Annotated in this window: 11 protein-coding genes and 3 pseudogenes; 13 read left to right on the plus strand and 1 reads right to left on the minus strand. The window is 54.8% G+C overall.

What is annotated here, in order from left to right; genetic code table 11:
* Positions 1 to 118: 118 nt before the first annotated feature.
* The 6 genes and pseudogenes from ACMGGQ_RS21315 (at position 119) to ACMGGQ_RS21340 (ending at position 16166) form a co-directional block, all read left to right on the plus strand.
* Positions 119 to 1816: a ShlB/FhaC/HecB family hemolysin secretion/activation protein gene (locus tag ACMGGQ_RS21315; protein ID WP_420290585.1), complete on the plus strand. Its 1698-nt coding sequence runs from the start codon at positions 119 to 121 to the stop codon at positions 1814 to 1816.
* 14 nt (positions 1817 to 1830) lie between these two features.
* Positions 1831 to 14135, plus strand: a pseudogene (gene cdiA / locus ACMGGQ_RS21320) (contact-dependent inhibition toxin CdiA).
* Complete coding sequence (locus ACMGGQ_RS21325) at positions 14132 to 14437, plus strand: hypothetical protein (RefSeq protein ID WP_069719885.1); 306 nt, start codon at positions 14132 to 14134, stop codon at positions 14435 to 14437. The pseudogene cdiA and the gene ACMGGQ_RS21325 overlap by 4 nt, the downstream one beginning before the upstream one ends.
* A 707-nt stretch (positions 14438 to 15144) precedes the next feature.
* Entirely contained in the window at positions 15145 to 15429 is a 285-nt protein-coding gene (locus ACMGGQ_RS21330) for a hypothetical protein (RefSeq protein WP_420290470.1), read from the plus strand.
* Positions 15430 to 15447: 18 nt separating this feature from the next.
* Entirely contained in the window at positions 15448 to 15837 is a 390-nt protein-coding gene (locus ACMGGQ_RS21335) for a hypothetical protein (RefSeq protein ID WP_420290471.1), read from the plus strand.
* Positions 15837 to 16166: a hypothetical protein gene (locus ACMGGQ_RS21340; protein ID WP_048226989.1), complete on the plus strand. Its 330-nt coding sequence runs from the start codon at positions 15837 to 15839 to the stop codon at positions 16164 to 16166. Before ACMGGQ_RS21335 ends, ACMGGQ_RS21340 begins: the two co-directional genes overlap by 1 nt.
* A 75-nt stretch (positions 16167 to 16241) precedes the next feature.
* On the opposite strand, the pseudogene ACMGGQ_RS21345 reads toward ACMGGQ_RS21340, so the two are convergent.
* A pseudogene (locus tag ACMGGQ_RS21345) lies at positions 16242 to 16397 on the minus strand (IS3 family transposase); the annotation flags it as partial.
* A 518-nt stretch (positions 16398 to 16915) separates the two neighbouring features.
* Between ACMGGQ_RS21345 and ACMGGQ_RS21350 the strand changes: the two are divergent.
* From ACMGGQ_RS21350 to ACMGGQ_RS21380, 7 genes and pseudogenes are all read left to right on the plus strand, one after another.
* Positions 16916 to 17284 (plus strand): hypothetical protein, encoded by a 369-nt coding sequence (locus ACMGGQ_RS21350; RefSeq protein ID WP_126535193.1) that lies wholly within the window; start codon positions 16916 to 16918, stop codon positions 17282 to 17284.
* Positions 17285 to 17708: 424 nt separating this feature from the next.
* On the plus strand, positions 17709 to 17996 hold the full coding sequence (locus ACMGGQ_RS21355; RefSeq protein WP_045337177.1) for a hypothetical protein: 288 nt from the start codon (positions 17709 to 17711) through the stop codon (positions 17994 to 17996).
* Positions 17997 to 18207: 211 nt separating this feature from the next.
* Positions 18208 to 18402: pseudogene (locus ACMGGQ_RS21360) on the plus strand (DUF6862 domain-containing protein); the annotation flags it as partial.
* On the plus strand, positions 18392 to 18736 hold the full coding sequence (locus ACMGGQ_RS21365; RefSeq protein ID WP_420290586.1) for a hypothetical protein: 345 nt from the start codon (positions 18392 to 18394) through the stop codon (positions 18734 to 18736). The pseudogene ACMGGQ_RS21360 and the gene ACMGGQ_RS21365, both read left to right, overlap by 11 nt.
* Entirely contained in the window at positions 18729 to 19106 is a 378-nt protein-coding gene (locus ACMGGQ_RS21370) for a DUF6911 family protein (protein WP_023326406.1), read from the plus strand. Before ACMGGQ_RS21365 ends, ACMGGQ_RS21370 begins: the two co-directional genes overlap by 8 nt.
* A gap of 198 nt (positions 19107 to 19304) precedes the next feature.
* Positions 19305 to 19907 carry a hypothetical protein gene (locus ACMGGQ_RS21375; RefSeq protein WP_420290472.1) on the plus strand — a complete coding sequence of 201 codons (603 nt, stop codon included), beginning with the start codon at positions 19305 to 19307 and terminating at the stop codon, positions 19905 to 19907.
* 217 nt (positions 19908 to 20124) lie between these two features.
* Positions 20125 to 20610: a hypothetical protein gene (locus tag ACMGGQ_RS21380; protein ID WP_420290473.1), complete on the plus strand. Its 486-nt coding sequence runs from the start codon at positions 20125 to 20127 to the stop codon at positions 20608 to 20610.
* Positions 20611 to 20629: the final 19 nt, after the last annotated feature.

A 20629-nucleotide genomic window follows, 5' to 3' on the forward strand; every position in this document is an offset into this window, starting at 1 on the left:
TTCTCATTTTTCTGAAAGAAAAATTTATTTCAGATGCCCTAACGCAAATTAGATATACTCGCTTTAAGAATGCTCTTATATTACGCAAATAATCATTGCGGACATTTTTGTGGCATGGATGAATAGCTCCAAAATAAAAAATAGAATAATTTCATTAGTAAATTATGCTGCTGCTATCTTATTGGCCGTCTTTTTTTTAGCGCGCGCCAATGCTGCGCCGCTGTCGCCGGCCGATCGCGATTCCATTCAACAGCAACAGCAGCAGCTTTTATTACAGAACCAGCAACAGCGTGAGGAGCTGGAGCGCAGTATTCCTCGCCCTGCGCCCGCCAGACCGCTGCCTGTTACCGGCTCCGGGCCCTGTTTCACCATTCATACCATTACCCTTTCCGGTGCGACCTTAATCTCCCCGAAAAACCGGCAGACCCTTGTCGCGCCGTGGCAGGGCCGCTGTCTGGATATGGCGAAAATAAGGGAACTTCTCGCCCATATTTCTGACTGGTATATCAGCCGGGGATATATCACCAGCCGCGCTTTTCTTACCGAGCAGGATCTCTCCGGCGGTCAGCTGAATATTGTTGTGCTGGAAGGCAGACTGGAAGCGATCCGTCTGGAAGGCGAAACGCCGCGTATGCTGAAAATGGCGTTTCCGGGACGGGTGGGCGGCATCCTTAATTTACGCGATATTGAACAGGGCATGGAGCAAATTAACCGTTTGCGTACCGACCCGGTTCAGATTGAAATTCTTCCGGGAACGCAGGCCGGATATTCCATCGTTAATCTCACGGCAAAACCGGAATTTCCCTTAAGTGTATCCGTAAGCCTGGATAATAGCGGGCAGAAGAGTACCGGCGAAGATCAGCTGAGTGGCGTGCTCACCGCCAATAATATGCTGGGGCTGGCGGATAAATGGTTTGTCAGCGGCGGGCGCAGCAGCGATTTTGCCAGCGCGTACGATGCGCAGAATTTCCAGGCGGGCGTCAGCGTGCCGTTTGGCTACGGATTACTGGACTACAGCTACGCCTGGAGTAACTACCGGACCACCATCAGTAACCAGGGATTCAACTGGCTCTCCACGGGCGATACCAAAACCCACCGCGTTAACGCGTCCTGGGTGGTCTTCCGCAACGGGGAGGTGAAAACCGGCATTGCGGCTGGCGTGGTTCAGCGATCCAGCCGCAACTGGCTCAACGACGCGCCGCTTCAGAGCAGCACGCGCAACCTCTCCAGCCTGATTCTGGGCATTACGCACACGCAAAAAATGCTGGGCGGCGTGGCGACCTTCAACCCGACCTGGAGCCACGGCATGCCGTGGTTCAATGCCGAAACCGACGAAGATAAGTCCGGGGATGTGCCGCGTGCGGAATTCCGCAAATGGAGTCTGAACGCCAGCTTCCAGCGGCCGATTACCCGTAATGCCTGGTGGCTGACCAGCGCCTACGGCCAGTGGTCGCCCGATCGGCTATACGGTTCCGAGCGCCTGACGCTCGGCGGCGAAAGCTCCGTGCGCGGTTTTAAAGAGCAATACCTGTCCGGGGATAACGGCGGCTACTGGCGTAACGAGCTGGGGTATTCCCTCTTCACCCTTCCTGTGATTGGCGCAGTGAGCGCAACGGTCGCCGTTGACGGCGGCTGGCTGGAAAAAGACCGTCAGGACCGTTTTGCCTCCGGCACGTTATGGGGAGGCTCGGTGGGGCTGAGCAGCGCAGGGCGCTGGTACAGCAGCCAGATTTCGGTCGGCACGCCCCTGCACTACCCCGACTGGCTCGGCCCGGATCATGTGAGCGTTAACTGGCGCATTGCCTTCATGCTTTAAGAGACTCTACGACTATGGATACCCGTCACCCACCCGTTCGTTTCTCGCAGCGTCTGATCAGCTGGATTGTCTGCGGCTTAATGGTCTGGCAGCCGATGGCACCTGCCGTCGCGGCGGCGCTGACGCCGACCGGGCAGACCACGGTCGATCAGGCGGGGAACGGGGTGCCGGTCGTCAACATCGCCACGCCCAACGGGGCGGGTATCTCGCATAACCAGTTCGGTGAGTATAACGTCGGCAAAGAGGGGCTTATCCTCAATAACGGCACGGACCGTTTAACCCAGACCCAACTGGGCGGGCTTATCCAGAACAACCCCAACCTGCAGGCCGGGCGGGAAGCGAAAGGCATTATCAACGAAGTCACGGGCGCCAGCCGCTCGCAGTTGCAGGGCTACACGGAAGTCGCCGGTAAAGCAGCAAACGTCATGGTGGCCAACCCGTACGGCATTACCTGTAACGGGTGCGGATTTATCAACACCCCGAACGTCACCCTGACCACGGGAAAACCGCAGTTCGACGCCAGCGGTAACCTGCAGGCGCTGGAGGTGACGAAAGGCGCCATCACGGTTGAAGGCCAGGGGCTGGATGCCAGCAAGAGCGACGCGCTGTCGATCATTGCGCGCGCGACGGAAGTGAACGCCGCGATACATGCGAACGACCTGACGGTAACGGCAGGGGCGAACCGCGTGGGCGCAGACGGCAGCGTCAAGCCGATTGCCGGTGAGGGTGCCGCGCCCGTGGTGGCCGTGGATACCGGCGCGCTCGGCGGGATGTATGCCAACCGTATCCGCCTGGTCTCCAGCGAGACGGGCGTGGGGGTGAACCTCGGCAACCTCACCGCGCGCCAGGGCGATATTCAGCTGGATGCGGGCGGGAAACTGACGGTCACGAACAGCCTGGCCAGCGGCTCGATTACCGCGAATGGCGCGGGAGTGGTCCTCAACGGCAGCCATCAGGCCGGGGGCGCGCTGAATGTGACCAGCTCGCAGGATGTGGAACTCAATAACAGCACGCTCGCCAGCCAGGGCGATATGCGCCTTTCCGCTGCGGGGAAAGTGCAGACGACGGGCGGCGGGACAAACAGCGCGGGCGCGCTGTCGGTGAGCAGCGGGCAGGGGATGACGCTCAGCAATACCTCCCTGGTCTCCCGCGGCGCGGCGACGCTGGACAGTAAAGATACCCTGACCGTAAACGGCGGCGGCGTGTCGGCACAGGGCGGGGCGCTAACCGTCACGAGCAAACAGGGCACAGCGCTTGCGGATGCGACGCTGACAGGCCAGGCCGACACCACGCTGTCCACCGACGGCAGCCTGACGCAGCGCGGCGGCAGCGTCACCAGCAAAGGCGCGCTCAGCGTGGCGGCCGGGAAAGATATCACGCTGACGAATACCCGCAGCGGTAGCGATATCCGCGCGACCCTCAGCAGCGGCGGCACGCTGTCATCCACGGCCAGTGCGGTCTCGGCAGGAGATAATCTGGCCCTGAGCGGCGGACAGCTGGTGATGGACGGCCAGAGCCGGGCCGATGCCACGGGCGATGTCCGCCTGACGGGCAGCGCCGTCAGTAATCAGGGGCAGGTGAATGCGGGGCGCGACATTGCCCTCTCCGGCAACAGGGTGTCCAACAGCGGCCAGCTGGCAGCGAAAGGCCACCTTGACGTGAATGCAGGAGAGCTGACAAACGGCGGCACGGTGCAGGGTAACGACGTCACCCTGAAGGGGCAGACGGTCACTAACAGCGGTACCCTGCAGAGCGCCGGCAACCTGGCGCTAAGCGCCGGTACCCTGGAGCAGCGGGGCACGCTGAGCGCGAAGGGCAATGCAAACGTCACAGCGCAGCAGACTCTGCGTAACAGCGGCAGCCTGCTGGCTGACGGGGCGATGAGCGTGACGGCAGACGCGCTTGAACAGAATGGCACCCTGTCCGGCGCGACGGCGCTGACGGCGCAGACCGGCACCCTGACCAGCGGTCAGGCGTCCCGTACCACCAGTCAGGGCAATGTACAGATTACCGCGACCCGCAGCGCCAGCCTGAACGGACAGACGGATGCGGCGGGGGCATTAACCGTCAGTACCGGCGACCTGACCACCGGCCAGGATGCGCATCTGCAGAGCGGGCAGGGGCTCACTCTGCAGGCGCAGAATGCCGCGCTGAACGGCACGCAGGCGGCGAAGGGTGCTCTGTCGGTGACGGCGGGCACGATTGCGCACGCCGGGAAATCCACCGGTAACGCGCTGAGTTTTAACGCGACCGGCGACCTGACCAGCGGCGGAGAGCTTACCGCCAGCGCCATCGCGCTCAGCGGACAGAACATCCTCCAGTCCGGCGTCGCAAAAGCGGATCGCATGACCCTGACGGCTCCTGATCGCATCACCAACAGCGGTACGCTGGTTGCCGGTACGCTGGCGCTGGACGCTGCCTCGGTGGAGAACAGCGGACTGCTGCAGGGGACCACTCTGCTCGGCCTGAAGACCGGGTCACTCACAAACCTCGCGGGCGGATCGGTCTACAGCACGCAGGATTTAACGCTGAACATTCCGGTGCTGTCTAACAGCGGGCTTATCACGACCGACGGCACGCTGCGCCTCCGGGGCGACACGCTGACAAACCAGGGTGAAATCAACGGCGTCAGCCTGAGCAGCGACTACCTCAGCCTGACCAACACCGATACCGGACGCCTGCTGGCGGACGACCGGCTCACCCTGAACGGCACTGCGTTTGCGAACGCGGGCAATATTGCAGCCAGCGACCTGCACATCACGGCGAACAGCCTGCAAAACCAGGGCACCGTCGAGGGGGACTCGGCGCTGACGCTCGGTGTGGCAGACCTCACTAACCGTGGCGCGCTGCGCAGCAGCGGAACGCTGACGCTCGGCGGTGAAACGCTGGCCAATAGCGGCGAGCTCAGCGCCACCGCGCTGCTGCTGAACCTGACCCGACAGGCCAGCAACGATGCCGACGGGCGGGTAATTGCCCGGGACGGCCTGACGCTGACCACCGCCAGCCTGACGAACAGCGGACTGATGGCCGGTACCGACGCGCAGTTTAACAGCGCGTCGGTGACCAACGGCGGCACGCTGCAGGGGACACACTCCCTGACGGCGACCGGGACACAGCTCGGCAACCAGCAGGCGGGCATGCTGCTCTCCGGCGGCGCGCTCGCCCTGCACCACACCACCCTGAACAACGCCGGGCTGCTGCAGGGTAACACCCTGAACCTCGCCACCGGTGAGTGGATGAACACCGGTAACGCGCTGGGGGAAACGGGCGTGACGGCGGCGGTGACCGGCACGCTGACCAACAGCGGTAAGGTGCTCAGCCAGCAGGCGCTGGACGTCCAGGCCGACAGGACCGATAACCGTGGCCAGCTGCTGGCGAAAGTGCTGACCCTGCGGGGCGACCTGCAGAACAGCGGTCTGCTTCAGGGCAGCAGCACGCTGGCCTGGTCCGGGAACACCTTTACGAATCAGCCTCAGGGCCAGGTGACGGGCGGCGAGACCCTGACGCTGAGCGGACAAACCCTCAGCAACGCGGGCAGCCTTCAGGGGCGCAGCGCGACGCTTGACGCCGGGAGCCTGAATAACCAGGGCAGCATTCAGACGCTGGACGCCCTGACGCTTTCCGCGACCGGCAGGCTGGATAACACGGGTGCCCTGCTCAGCCAGAATCTGTTCACGCTGACGGCGGCGCAGCTGTTCAACGACGGCCAGCTGGCCGGGAAAGCCCTCACGGTGAAGGCTGCGCAGCTGAACAACACCGGGATTCTTCAGGGCAACGACACGCTGGCGCTGACCACCCGCGCGCTGAGCAACGGCGCCACCGGGCAGCTGGTGAGCGGCAGTCCTCTGAACTTATCCCTCGACACGCTCGATAACGCCGGCCTGCTGCTGGTGAAGGGCGGGTTCACCCTGCGGGGCAGCGACCTGACGAACCGGGGCGATATTCAGGCGCAGAGCCTGGATTTGGGCCTGAGCAATGCCCTGACCAACACGGGGAACATCGTTGCCACCGACGATGCCGTGCTTAACGCGACGACGCTGACCAGCAGCGGCACGGTGGCGGGCAAAACGCTGACAGCAGGCGGTACTGAGCTGCGCAACAGCGGCCTGATGCAGGGCAGCAACGCGGTTAACGCCACCGCCGACCGCTTTATCAACGAGCTGAACGGTAAATGGCTCTCCGGCGGCGGCTTCACGCTGACGGGCGGACAGCTGACCAACGCCGGTACGCTGCAGGGCGCCACACTGGGCATGACCGGCACCACCCTCACCAACAGCGGCACGGTGAACGGGCAGACGGGACTCAGCGGCACGCTCAGCGGGGCGTTAACGAATACCGGGCTGCTGCAGAGCGGCGGCACGACCGCCTTCACCGCGGACACCCTGGCGAACCCGGGGCGCATCACGGGCGGTACGCTGTCCCTCACTGCCCGCGATATGAACAACGGCGGGCTGATGCAGGGAACGAACGGCCTGGCGCTCACCGGCACCACGCTGACCACGGGCGCGGCCTCGCGCACCCTCTCCGGCGGCATGCTGACGCTGGATGCAGGCCAGTTGACCACGCAGGGCACGCTGCAGGGGAACGGCGCGGACATCCGCGCCAGCGACTGGACGCACGGCGGGTCTCTGCTCAGCCAGGGACCGCTGACGGCCACGACCGGCGGCACACTGACCTCAACCGGCTCGCTGATGAGCCAGGGCCGGGCGGATATCACCGCACAGACGCTGGATAACCGCGGGCAGCTCCTCAGCGAGGGCGATGTGACGCTCGGCGGCAGCACGCTTAAAAACAGCGGCACCGTGCAGGGGAACACCCTCGCGCTGCATCAGAACAGCATTAACAACCAGGGCACCTTAACCGGTCTGCAGAGCCTGACCGTTCAGGGGCAGCAGCGGCTGATGGCGCGCATGGCGATGGCCGCGCCTCAGCAGGAGCTGATCAACGGCGCAGGCGGTAAGCTTCTCACCCAGGGTACTCTGACGATTGCGTCCGGCGCGGTGACCAACGCCGGCAGCTGGCAGGCACAGAATATTCTGCTTAACGCCCGGTCGCTCAATAACAGCGGCGCGGTGCAGAGCGCCGACGCGCTGCAGATGACGCTGGCCGATACGCTCACCGGAACCACAGGCAGCAGGATCACCGCGCTGGGTGCGGCGACGCTGCAGGCCGCGACGCTGGCGAACCAGGGGCAGTGGGCGGCGAAAAACCTGACGCTGACAGGCGGTACGCTCAGCAACAGCGGCGCCATCAGCGGCGTGAATGGCGTGACCCTCAGCCAGACCGGCGCGGTCAGCCAGCAGTCTGGCGGCACCCTGCTGTCCGGCGGGGCGCTGAACATCACGGCGGCCTCCGTTACCAGCGACGGCAAAATGCAGGGGGGCACGCTCGGCATTACCACCGGGGCGCTCACCAACAACGGACGTCTGCAGGGCGATAACGGCGCGACGCTGGCCCTCAGCGGGACACTGACCAACAACAGCGGAGGCGAAATCGTCAGCCGCGATGCGCTGACGCTGACCACGCCCGCGCTGTTTAACTACGGCCTGATCCAGGGCGGCGGCGAGACGCGCGTGACCGCCTCCTCGCAGGCGCGTAATGACGGCAGGCTGCTTTCCGGCGCGCGCCTGACGCTCGGCACGCCGCAGTTCACCGGCACCGGCTGGCTGCAGGCCACCGACCTGATCCTGAATGCGGCAAACGCCACCAACGGCGGCACGTGGGTGGCCGATCGCGCCACCCTGACCGGCACCAATTTCGCCAGCCAGGGCACCACCCAGGCGGGACAGCTGACGGTTAACTACAGCCAGCTGAACAACAGCGGCACGCTGCTCGGCAACACGCAGCTGAATATTGGCGCGGACCAGGTAACCCAGAGCGCGGGCGGCAAGCTGCTGAGCGGCGGCAACCTGTGGCTGCAAAGCCGTGGGCTGGACCTTACCGGCCAACTGGTGTCCCTGGGGGACTTAACGCTGCAGCTGACGAACGCGTTTACCAGCAGAACCGCTGTGGCGGCAGGCAGAACCCTCACCATCAACAGCGGCGGCGACATCGATAACCGCAGCGTGCTGCAGGGGCAGGCGGTCAACCTGAACGCGGGCGGACAGCTCAGCAACAACGGACAAATCACCACTGGCGGCGGCGCGAGTACGCTTTCCGGCAGCAGCGTGGCGCTGAACGCCGCGGGCTCGGTGCAGGGCGGAGGTGACATCACCGTGGCCAGCCGGAGCAATATTACCGTGGACGGCTTCACCGGCACGCGCGGCTCGCTGACCCTGAGCGCGCCGGGTGCCATCGTCAACACCGCGCTGCTGTACGCGGCGAATAATCTGGCGCTGTTTGCCGACAGCATCACCAACCAGCGCGGCGACATCATGGCGGGGAACAACCTGTGGATGCAGCGAGATGCGGCGGGAAATGCGAACAGCCAGGTGGTGAATACGTCGGGCAATATTGAGACGCAGAATGGGGATATTGCGATCAAGACGGGGCATTTGCTGAACCAAAGGGATGGTCTGGTGGTGCTTAACAGCAAAACCGAAAACCTGATGGAGCAGGTCAAGTGGTTGAAGGACGGCTATGCGGATATCCCTCTTTCTGAGCTGATCGCGGGAACCGATTATGGCTATATCGTCATGGAATCCTGCAGCGGCGGTGGCAGTCCTGGGCACGGAGCTGGTCCTACATGCAGGGATATAGCTACTCCGATGCCGATGAAAAACAGTCCGGCGAAAGAGATTGCGATTTTACGAACGACACAAACTGTGTCCGCAAATGGTGGAGCGGGACGGATTAGTTCAGCCCAGGGGATGGTCATTCAGGCGGGACAACTGGAAAATAATGCCAGTACTCTGCTTGCCGCGAAAGATATGTTCCTTTCTGGTACGACTCTGCAAAATCAGTCATGGACTGATGGTACGGTGACGCGTTACAGGACATATGTTGCCGACCGTGAGCAATATAATCGTAAAGCAAATCCCTCCGCGTCGGTCGACGCAGATGTTTATAAGAAGACCCCCATTCACTATGTTGCACAGGGTGATGATCGGGACGAAGGATCCGGAGGAACAATATATCGTTCCGTCATCCAGGCGGGCGGCAACGTTACCGCAAACTTCACCAGCAACATCAGCAACACTAATACCACCGCCAATGCTGGTGGCGTCAGCAACGTCATCTCCACGCCGTCGCTGAACACCCTCAGCAACCAGAGCGTCGGCAGCGGCGTACAAAAACAGGGGCTGAACACGACCGGCACCGTGGCGGTGAACTCGCCGCAGTGGAACGATCAGCTCCAGGGTGCGCTGCAGCAGCTTAACGGCGGCGGCGCGCTGGAAAACGGCGGCGCGTCCGGCACGCCTCTCAGCGACATTGGCACCAGGCAGAAAGGCAACGCGAACCTCGGACAACTGGGCGCACTGGCGAACGCCGGGGTCACCACCGCCGATCTCAGAACCGCTCAGGGCGGAGCCGTCGGGCATTATCAGGGCCAGCGCGTCGATACCAGCGCTTACCCGCTGCCGTCGGGCAACAACGGCTATTTCGTCTTCTCCGATAACCCGAAAAGCCCGTACCTGATCAGCATCAACCCGAAACTGAACGGTCTCGGACAGCTTGATCCCGCCCTGTTTGCCGATCTGAACGCGATGCTCGGGGTCAAACCGTCGTCCACGGCGCCGCAGGAGACGCGGCTGGCGTTTACCGACGAGAAGCAGTTCCTCGGCTCGTCTTACATGCTCGGCCGACTCAACCTGAACCCGGATTACGATTACCGCTTCCTCGGTGATGCGGCGTTCGATACCCGCTATGTCTCCAACGTGGTGCTCAACCAGACCGGTAACCGCTACCTGAACGGCATCGGTTCCGATCTGGATCAGATGCGCTATCTGATGGATAACGCGGCGGCGGCGCAGCAGTCGCTGGGCCTGCAGTTTGGCGTCTCGCTGACCGCCGATCAGATTGCCGCGCTCGACCACAGCCTGCTGTGGTGGGAGAAAGCCACCGTCAACGGCGAAACCGTGATGGTGCCGAAACTCTACCTGTCACCGAAGGACGTCACCGTCAATAACGGCAGCGTAATCGCGGGTAACAACGTTACCCTGAAGGGCGGCGACATCACCAACAGCGGCAGTTCGCTGCTGGCGAAAAACAGCCTGACGCTCGACAGCCAGAACAGCATCAGCAACCTCAACAACGGCCTGATGAAAGCGGGCGGCGACCTGAACCTGAGTGCCATCGGCGATATCAATAACATCAGCTCCACCATCAGCGGCAAAACGGTCGCGCTGGAGAGCCTGGACGGCAGCATCAACAACCTGACCCAGGTTGAGCAGATTGATATCAACGCCGGAGGGAAGTACGGCAAGATCGGCCTGAAAGACACCCTGCTGGGCAACACGGCGTCTATTACCGCGCAGGATGGCCTGTCGCTTGAGGCGGGGAAAAACATCACCGTTACCGGGGCGAACCTGGCCTCCGGCGGCGATATGCTGCTGAACGCGTGGGGCGATATTGCCGTCAACGCGAATCAGATCAACGACGCATTCAGCTCCAGCCGGGCGAAAACCAGCCGTTCGTCCGTCACGTATCAGGGCAGTAACGTCACCGCGGGCGGCAACCTGCTGGTGAACGCCGGGCACAACCTTGACGTGACCGCCAGCGACCTGAAGGCGGGCGGCAGCGCGGGGCTGAGCGCGGGCAACGATCTCAATCTGAACGCGGCACAGACCAGCGAAAGCAGCCGTAAAGGGAAAAGCGAGTCCCACAGCACCGGGCTCGACCGCACCACGATTTCCGCAGGCGATAACCTGGTGCTGAAGGCCGGGCAGGATATCAACGCTCAGGCCGCCGCGCTGGCAGCAGAGAAAAGCGTCGGGCTGCAGGCGGGTCGCGACGTGAATCTGGCGGCGGAAGAGACCACGCAGGGCGATAGCTATAAGTCAGGCAAGAAAACCGTCATCAACGAATCGGTACGCCAGCAGGGAACCGAGATCGCCAGCGGGGCGAATACCCAAATCCTCGCCGGGCGCGATGTCACCACCGAAGCCGCGCAGGTGACGGCGAAGGGCGATATCGGCGTGGCGGCGGGCCGCGACGTCACTCTCAATACCGCAACCGAAAGCGATTATCACTACAAAGAGCAGACCAAAACCAAAAAAGGGTTCCTGAGCAAGAAAACCACCCACACTATCGAGGAGAACAGCGCGACGCGTGAATCTGGCTCATTGCTGAGCGGTGATAACGTGCAGGTCGTTGCGGGCAATAACCTGCTGGTGAACGGATCCGCCGTGGCGGGCGACGGCGACGTGAAGCTTAAGGCGGGCAACAACGTCGATATCGTGGCGGCCACGAACAGCGACACCTCCTGGCGCTTTAAGGAAGAGAAAAAATCCGGCCTGATGGGCTCGGGCGGGATTGGTTTCACCATCGGCAGCAGCAAAAGTACCCAGGATCTACGTGAGAAGGGCACCACCCAGAGCCAGAGCTTCAGTACGGTGGGCTCGACGGGGGGAGCGTTGATATTGCCGCCGGTAATCAGCTGCATGTCGGCGGCGCGGATCTGGTGGCTGGCAAAAATATGGCGCTCACCGGAGACAGCGTGACGATCGAGCCGGGCCACGACAGGCTCACCAGCGATCAAACCTTCAAGCAGAAAAGCAGTGGCCTGACGATTGCCCTCTCCGGCGCAGTGGGTGACGCGGTGAACACTGCGGCCAGCACGGCAATGGCGGTGAAAGACCAGAGCGATGGCCGTCTCGCCGCACTGCAGGCGACCAAAGCGGCACTGTCGGGTGTTCAGGCCGTGCAGGCCAACCGTCTCGCTGAAGCGGCTAACGGCAGCGATCCCACCAACAATGGCGCGTTCGGCGTGATGGCCTCCATTGGCGGACAGTCCTCTAAATCCACCTCACACTCGGAGCAGGACAAAACGACCGGCAGCACGCTGAATGCCGGGGGTAACCTCGCCATCACGGCGACAGGTCAGGGCAACGCTGCCAACAGCGGTGATATTACCGTGGCGGGCAGCCAGCTGAAGGCTGGCAAGGACCTGACGCTCAATGCGGCTCAGGATATCAACCTGACGAGTGCAGCCGACACCAATAAACTGACGGGCAGTAACTCCAGCAAGGGTGGCTCAATCGGGATCGGTATTACCGCCGGTCCGAATGGCGCGGGCATCACCGTCTCTGCCAGCGTAAACGCCGCCAGAGGCAGCGAAAAAGGCAATGGAACCTCCTGGAACGAAACGACGCTGGATGCCGGACAGAACGTCAGCCTGAACAGCGGCCGCGATACGGTACTTAAAGGCGCGCAGGTCAACGGCGATAAGATCACGGCGGATGTCGGGCGCGACCTGACCCTCAGCAGCCTGCAGGATAGCGACAAATACAACAGCAAACAGCAGAGTATGAATGCGGGTGCAAGCTACACCTGGGGAGCGGGCAGCGGTAGCGGCAGCTTTAGCATCAGCCGCGATAAGATGAAGAGCAACTACGACTCGGTCCAGGAGCAGACCGGGATCTTCGCTGGCAAAGGCGGCTTTGATATTAACGTTGGCAACCATACGCAGCTGGACGGTGCGGTGATTGCCAGCCGTGCTGATGCAGACAAAAACCGCCTTGAGACCGGTACGCTGGGCTTTACGGACATCAACAATAAGGCGGAGTATAAGGTTGAACATCAGGGTGTCGGCTTCAGCAGCGGCGCCGGGGTTGCGGGTAATCTGGTTAGCAACATGGCCAGCACAATGCTGGCAGGAATGGGCGGCAGCGGCCATGCTGAAGGGACCACGCAATCAGCGGTAGCCGACGGTGCTATCATTGTTCGCGACCAGGCTAACCAGAAGCAGGACGTCAGCACGCTCAGCCGTGACACTGACCATGCCAACGGCAGTATCGACCCGATCTTTAACAAAGAGAAAGAGCAGAAACGCCTGCAAACCGCGCAAATGATTGGCGAGATCGGCAATCAGGTTGCGGATATTGCGCGCACCAACGGCAAGATTGCGGCCACGGAAGCGGCCAACGAGAAGATGAAAACCGCTGGCAGCGATGCGCGTAACGCCGCCATCAGCCAGCTGAAAAAAGACGGTAAAGAGGTTACCGATCAGGCGATTCATGACCAGATGTACCAGACCTTCTATAACGAAGCGTTTAACCAGTCTGGCATGGGGACGGGGCAGAGCACCCAGCGCGCCATCACGGCAGCAACGGCGGCCATTCAGGCGCTGGCAGGTGGCGATATTAAAGCTGCGATTGCGGGCGGTGCCGCGCCGTATATCGCCAATGCCATCGCGAATGCCATCCCGGAGAAGGATCTTAAGGGACGCGTGCTGGCCCATGCGGTTGTCAACGCCGCACTTGCAGCCGCTTCCGGCAGAGATGCGGCGTCCGCTGCAGCCGGTGCAGCGGTGGGTGAGCTGGCTGGTAAGATTGCGGTTGACGGTTTTGGCAAACAGGTCAGCGAACTGAGCGAGGAAGAAAAACAGGCTGTATCTGCGCTGGCGACACTGGCTTCTGGCCTGGCTGGTGGGCTTGTCGGAGACAGCAGCGCGAACGCGGTAGCGGCGGCTCAAGCGGGCAAAACGACGGTTGAGAATAACTATCTGAGCAGCAAGGATATCAAGACGTTCACTGAGCAATATGCCAGGGCTAAAACCGATGCTGAGAAAGAGGCACTCATCGCCGGGCTGAAAAAACTCGATGTTGAGCAGCAGAAACAGGCATTATCGACAGGGATTTCGATAAAAGATCAGAAGGAGGTGCTGGCAGACCTGAAAACACTCGCTGCATCGCCCGACTGTACTGCGAAATGCCAAGAGTTGACTGCTTACTCTATTAGTGAGCTTGAGCCAGTAACTAACAATACGCAATTACATGAAGACAATCTCAAAAAAGGAATACTGGCTAGCGTTATCTATGCTCTGACTATCGAGAAACCAACTTCCGGTAGTTCTGGTTCTGGTTTGTCTTCGCTGACAAAAGAGCAGCAACAGTTGATCAGAAATGCCGAAACGATCACAACAGCTAAAGGAATACAGAACCCTTATCCGAGGGATTTGAATGAGAAAATTTTATGGAATGATGTTAAGGCCAATCCTGCGAAAGGACAACCACTTGATGGAATGAATAACGATCCTCGATTCCCAAGTTCTGCGGGCTTTCAAAAGATGCAAGTTACTCATGAGTTGCCGGATGGTTCTAATATCACAATACATTACCAGTACAACTCGAATACTGGTAAAGCGTATGACATGAAAATAACAACACCACAGGCTAATCCTTTACAGCCGGGGCCATCATTAAGAGACACAAAGTGAAAATAAAAACACAACGTTCCGATACAATGATTGAAGTATTTGCGATGTATTGGATAAAAGACAACCTTTATTTCCTTGGTCACTCCAAAGGCTATAGAGGATTGTTGGCATATAAAGCTAAAGATGTCGAGATCATTGAATCTGATTTATCAGGTGATTTCACTTATTTTGCTAATAGTGGATGTGGTATTTACCATTCAGCACTTATCAAAGAGAAATTGCTTGATGATCTACTTGAAGGCGATGAAATTGCTTATAAACGCTTCTTGGAAATTCTAAAGGAAGAAGGTCGTATAGAGTAATTATTATTTTATCAATTCAATAAATTCCGCCATAAGTGGCGGGATTTTTTTTGCTCCACAATACTATTCGACAATTATTAAATCCATCCCGGTAGATTATTTTACAATGGTCTGCTTCCTGTCTTAAAATTCCCACACACCTCGCATGATTTTCTTTTTATTTTAATGGGTTGCATAAAATACAGGGTTATGTTTTTAACTCTGAATTAAAATACAGAGTCGTTGGCGACTCTGTATAGACTCTAATCAGAGTCGACTCTACACTCTAACTAGACTCTCCCCTTGTGAGACAAGGCTTAAGGCAGAGTACACTCTGGAGTGTACTCTGATTTTTAAGGGGGTCAGAGTCGCCATTTTTTAGCCGGTGAATCTGGTGCGAATCCCATAAATATTATTGACGACTCTGCGAAAAATACGAATAATATTAATATAAATAACTCGAAAAAATCCTTTAAATAAAAAACATTAACAACAAAAGACTAGTGCATTCAAACTGCAACGGTAATGCCATGGTCTGGGAAATAGTTACAGTGAAAAAAGTCAGGCACGATAGCCGGGCAATACAGCCAGAGTTGATGTCCGTAGAGGCCTCTCCCGCCTTATCTCACCTGTACTCGTATAATCCCGCTAAATCCCTGAAGAGAAGCTCAAAACGACATAACCCATAAAGTAAACATGGGTTATGATGCTGTCTGCCCAAAAGGCTGATGGGGTTGTTACTGGGCCTGGTGATCTTCACCGGGGCGGTAGTGTGTTCGTTCTCAATAGCCGTGTCGGAGCGAGTTGTTGTTGAGAATAACACGCTGGGTATTGCACCTCCGGTTCCGGTGCCTGTTCCCGGGGTTCCGGTAAACCCGGGAGATCAGGTCACCAAAAACGCTAATGACAAAATAACGTTAGCTGTGGATGATCTGTTTGATGCAGTTGATAAAGCCACTCAGTGTAGCTTTGGGCGTGCATGTTCTTCGGATGATTCAGATCAGGGCTTGTAACCCAATGTAGCCGGAAACATGACGGATGATGAGAAGGCTGAATATGGTGGTGCTGGTTCAGGAACGCCGGGTGGCTGGGGACCGGAAGATGAAGAAAAAGCGCGAGCTCAGCAGGCACAAATTGAAGCCAAAAAGCAGGTTGAAAGCTTAGGCTATGATAGCAATAAGGTTTCTCACATTTTTGCTGATAAGCATCAAATGGATAAATTAGTTTCTGAGTTTGGCTCTCCAGAGGCGGCATTGGAAAGAATGCATGAAGCAGTACAGCCTTTGGCGAAGAATCCAGGCTCATATCAGACTGGTAGCTGCTGGGTGACCGTTAGGGTCGGTGGTAATGATGTAGCTGTAAAAGGTATTGTCATTAATGGTGAGTTCAGAATATCTACAGCAAGGATGAGGCCGTTCTAATGAATTTAACCAAAGAAGAAATTTTTGCATTAACTTTTACTTTAAGAAATAAGTTAGATCTTTTAAAAAAAGTACTTAATGAAGGCTGCGTAATTGAACGTAGTAAAACCGGTGTGGGTTTCTTTTCGACCATCAAGTTGCCACAAACTTTTACATTGGAAAATAATAAAGATAGATATTGGGAGCGGGGTTTTTTCCATAAAAAACTCCCTTATGGCGGGTGTTTTATGATTGCTGTAGAGGATGATAATTGTCTAGAGATTGAAGCAGTCGTATATGAAAGTGAATGGCCAGAACCTTTTGTTGAAGAGGATTTTTTTCCGCAATAAAGATGCCAATTATATATTGGAACAAGATGTACTTTGTTGCGCGATTGATGCCATCACAAGATTGAGTTGAGGTGGTCAACAAAAGCTGACCACAGATTTAGATTTTTTCCAGTATCGGTTTTCCGAGTCGTTTGGTGGTAACCCACCGTTATATTCATGCGGTCTGAGCGCGCTGTAATATCCAACGATATAGTTCGTTATTGCATGAGTTGCATCGCTAAAGCTTAGGTAAATTAAACAGGAGCCCCCGACAGTTAATCTCTTAACCGTCTGAGTCTCCTGACTCGCAGCCTGCACCTTTGCAGACTCTTTACCCGAAGGGGGCTTCGCTAGGGCGGAAGCGTCTGCGGGGCTAAAGACGCTTAACAGCGCAAAAAGTTACCGCGCCGGAAGCGCTGCAGGGAAAATCTGGATGTAACTAAATGAAATTACAGGGGTAAAATGGATTCGTCACACAAAACTGCGTCGGAGCGAGTTGTTGTTGAGAATAATTCGCTGGATTATATCGCCGGGCTGTTTGCTTTGGGACTATCTACTTGCTGCGTAAAAATAGCGCATTATGCATGGAGCGGCGGAAGTTTTTGCAGCGGGTGGTCGGTTGGCGAGTCGATTATGATTATGTAAAAGACACTCATAGCAATAGATGGGGTTATAGCAAGGGGCAGGAAAGGTGTTAAGCAAGTGATACCATTTGAGGGTAGTGAAAACGCCTTTAAGACTATATTGAAGCAATTGAACAGGTAGATCTTATGACTTTATTTGAAGAGTGTAGAGAAGCTCTTAGTGCTGATTTCACTATTATTGATAAAGAAGAAGCGAGAGTAACTGCTATTCTGGAAGGATACCCCTTTGTTAGCGGAAACATTTCTTGGTCTGAAATAAGCTTTAGAGACTTTGAAACCAGTGATGAGTTACTCTGTCAATCCAGGCTAAAAAATGAAGATGTTTATGTCATTGCAGACGATGCAAATATACCTTTATTCAGAACTAATTTAAGATTAGTGCTTGAAAATATTTATGATGTCGCGGCATTGTCACCAAAAATATTCATTTTTAATGAAAGTATGATTTTGCAACCACTATTTCCAACCGATGCACTTCGGCTCGGGACTAGATAGCGGTGTGGTACCGTAAACCAATTACCAGTAATAGCAGGTGCTACAGTAGGTGGCTATCTATCTGAGAGAGCAGGAAAAGCAGGCGAAGGTTTTGCCAGGGGAAAACTGAAATAAAAAAATACAAATCATAGGACTTGATTGTTGTTGAGAATCAGTTTTTGGGTGATAAGGACATCACAACCTTCACTGCAAAATACGCAAGTAAGAAGGCTGAGGCCGAGATATATCAGCTTCTGTCTGAACTGAAAAATCTGGACGCAGATGAGCAAAAACAATCGTTTAGTGGATGTTGGTTAGTATAAAATAGCACCCTAAGCAGGATTGAAGAAAGTTTTTTAGAGTATTTGCTGAGCCATTTCTCTCCAAACTTAGTGGAAAGGAACCAGTTATAAAATGACAGATAAAGAGTTTAAAGGAACTTGGAATGGAAACGCCGTCTTCAACCAGTAATTCATTATATATAAATGATATTTTATATTCGGAAGAGGATAGGAAAGTCATTTTGTATTTTAACTGCATTGATAATAAAGAAATTTTCTCAGCAGAAGTGAAAAAAGTTGGGGAGATAAAGGTGGTCAGTTCTGACGAGTTGCACTCGTTCTTAATGAAGTTTATGCCTTATGAATCTTCAATTTTTAATAAGTTGCATAAAATAATATGGGATTACATTGAAGGCAGGAAAGTAACCTTCCCGATCCAATTAGTTCCCTGAATAGCAGTAAGATCTCGGCCACATCGCCGGGTATGTTATTACAACCAGTCGTGGGGATTATCCTGTGATCGCTTGCTAGGAAATATTTTGGTCAACTAGCAAAATACACATCAGGACAAAACGTTCTTGTGCCGGAATTACAGCAGGCGAAACAAACTGTAAGTCAAGGAAATAAAAGGAGAAATCATGTTTATCGCAGCAATGTGCACCGGAACGAGTTGTTGAGAATAACTATCTTAGCGTGCCTGAGAAAACAGAGCTTGAGATAGCAAAACAGACGCTTAACAACAGTAAAGATCCGGCAGAGCGCGAAAAGGCGCAGCAGAAATATGATGCATTGATTGAAAAAGATATTGCCAGCGATAAAGACGTTATTGATGCCTGCGGTAATGGTAATGCGGGTAGCTGATTTCAATAAACCGACGCTTATCAATGATGTTGTGCAGGCCAAGATATACAAGCGGCCGGATAAAAACCTTCCCAATGGGAATATGGGAACAGCTCATGCAGAGGTAGGTGTAATTCAGCAAGCTTATGAAAAAGGAATGACTAACGGCAAAGATATGCTTATGTCGTTAAGTGGGGAGAAAGTTTGCTCATACTGTCTAAACGATATAAAAATTATGGCTGAAAGATCAGGGCTTAAGTCGTTAACATTATTTGACGAAACTACTGGTAGGACCTTATATTGGCAGTCAGGAACAAAGGGCTTCCGCGTAAAAGGAGCTAATGATGAATAGGTTGCTTCTTTCATGGTCGATATCACAAAAAGGTGGCACGAAGAAGCCTGATTGCTGGGAAGATATTGTTAACTTATTAGCCAAAGTTCATTTATTTAGTGGTTGTGTAACCGTCGACAGATTAGACTGCGAAGGTAATTTAATCTCAGAAATACAAGTAAGAATGGAAAAAGGTTTCTATCTGGTTACGTTTTTGAACGAAGATGATGAGGTTATGTCAATTACCGATTTAACACAACCAGATGAAAAAGTGTTAATTTTCGGAGATTACTGGCCAGCAAGTCAGCTTACAAAAAATTATGGTCTTGTTGTCAGGGTCTTTAGGGAGTTCTTCGATACTGGCAATGTATCAAAGGAACTTCTTAATTAAAATATAAATCCAAGATTTCGGCGTCCGCAGTGATGCTGTAGTTTGCTTATATGATGGTGGCGCGATAGACCTTGTGTCACGGCAGGGCGGTAGCGTCTGTGGCCCCAAAAACGCTTAACAGCGCAAAAATCCTGGGCATAAAATACAACAGGGAAAAGCAGTTGTAACTAACTGAAAGAAAAAGGAAAAGTTGTTTCGGTGACTGAGTTCGCACCGGAAAGAGATGTTGTTGAGAATAACTCGCTGAGTGATGTTGCTGATTATCTGGCAACGGCTAAAAAGCCGGAGGACAGATACAAGGATGCGCAGCAGCAACTGAAAAACGCGGTTGACGAGTTTAAGGCGAAGAACTGCGTCGGACTCATTGCAGCGGTCTGTGGTGCGAAAATGGACGCCCACCGGGATGAACTGCTGGCAGGTTTTGCGGAAGCAGGCTGCGACTTTATCCCTCTTTACGGGGATATCAAGAGCTTTAAGGAAGCGGACAGTGCGCTGGGCTATCTGGCGGCCGTTATCGATATCATGCCAGAACTGGGTGATGAAGCTGGGGCTTTACTAAAAGGTGTAGATAAGCCACTTAAAGCGGGCGATCTTGAAACTGCGTCTAAACTGATCAATAAAGTCAGTGATGAAATTTCTCGATATCTTCCTGGTCCAGGGAAAATATCCGTACCAACTTCTGGTGTTGGCGCTAGTGCCAAGTTCTCAGTAACTAATGCACAGACTGGGAAAAACTTGGTAAACATGTTGAAGATTTTGGTGGGAATGCATCAAATGCGGCCGATCGAGAACGTGTTTTAAATATTATAAATGATATAGGCTCTAATCCAGATAAAGTTGTTGCAGGGAAATTTGCAGGGCAAGGAGCTGGAGCAGGTGCCAGTCGTGGTGATGTATTCTTCAGAATAAAAGGAAATGATGTTGTTGTTACTAAACCAGATGGTAGTTTTGTTACCATCCTTAAAGATGGTGTGTTAAACAATACCTCAGTGAAAAATGCGCTAAAGGGGGCGCCACAATGATGCTTTTTGATAATCGGTATCAAGAGCTGGCACGTAATGTAGTCGGACGAAAACTCCAAAATGTCAATGGTCTGATATATATTTATAACGTTCCCGAGTTAGGGGCTCCGCAACAACTTCAGTTCGTTTTTTTTAATGAAAATCAAAGTGTTGTGTTCAGGTGTGGACTGGATGGGGCTTCACTTGAACTAACTGATTTACCAATGCAAGAAAATGATCTCGGAGAGTATGGCAAAGAGGAAATTATGGATTTGTCGAATTCATGTTTTTTTCATAAAGTTATTGGAAAGATACTCTTACGATTTTACGCGATTTATTCGGAAATAGAACAAAAAGTGATTGGGGCAAAATTAGTTTTTGATGAAGGTTTTACTTTAGCAATTATTAATCTCGGGGATGAAATTAAAGTTTTTGATTCTCTGTCAATGGAATATGAGCGAGACGAGAAAATTAATTACATTGATGTTTTATCTATATTTTAAAGACAACCTTCCCGGCAGT

The organism is Enterobacter sp. BNK-13 (genome assembly GCF_048685015.1).
In the GTDB taxonomy this organism is placed as follows: Bacteria; Pseudomonadota; Gammaproteobacteria; order Enterobacterales; family Enterobacteriaceae; genus Enterobacter; species Enterobacter quasiroggenkampii.

Bases quoted from the DNA above. Each gene is read 5' to 3' on its own strand.
- ACMGGQ_RS21315 (WP_420290585.1), top strand. From the start codon at position 119: ATGAATAGCTCCAAAATAAAAAATAGAATAATTTCATTAGTAAATTAT.
- ACMGGQ_RS21330 (WP_420290470.1), top strand. From the start codon at position 15,145: ATGGGGTTGTTACTGGGCCTGGTGATCTTCACCGGGGCGGTAGTGTGT.
- ACMGGQ_RS21335 (WP_420290471.1), top strand. From the start codon at position 15,448: ATGACGGATGATGAGAAGGCTGAATATGGTGGTGCTGGTTCAGGAACG.
- ACMGGQ_RS21340 (WP_048226989.1), top strand. From the start codon at position 15,837: ATGAATTTAACCAAAGAAGAAATTTTTGCATTAACTTTTACTTTAAGA.
- ACMGGQ_RS21350 (WP_126535193.1), top strand. From the start codon at position 16,916: ATGACTTTATTTGAAGAGTGTAGAGAAGCTCTTAGTGCTGATTTCACT.
- ACMGGQ_RS21355 (WP_045337177.1), top strand. From the start codon at position 17,709: ATGGAAACGCCGTCTTCAACCAGTAATTCATTATATATAAATGATATT.
- ACMGGQ_RS21365 (WP_420290586.1), top strand. From the start codon at position 18,392: ATGCGGGTAGCTGATTTCAATAAACCGACGCTTATCAATGATGTTGTG.
- ACMGGQ_RS21370 (WP_023326406.1), top strand. From the start codon at position 18,729: ATGAATAGGTTGCTTCTTTCATGGTCGATATCACAAAAAGGTGGCACG.
- ACMGGQ_RS21380 (WP_420290473.1), top strand. From the start codon at position 20,125: ATGATGCTTTTTGATAATCGGTATCAAGAGCTGGCACGTAATGTAGTC.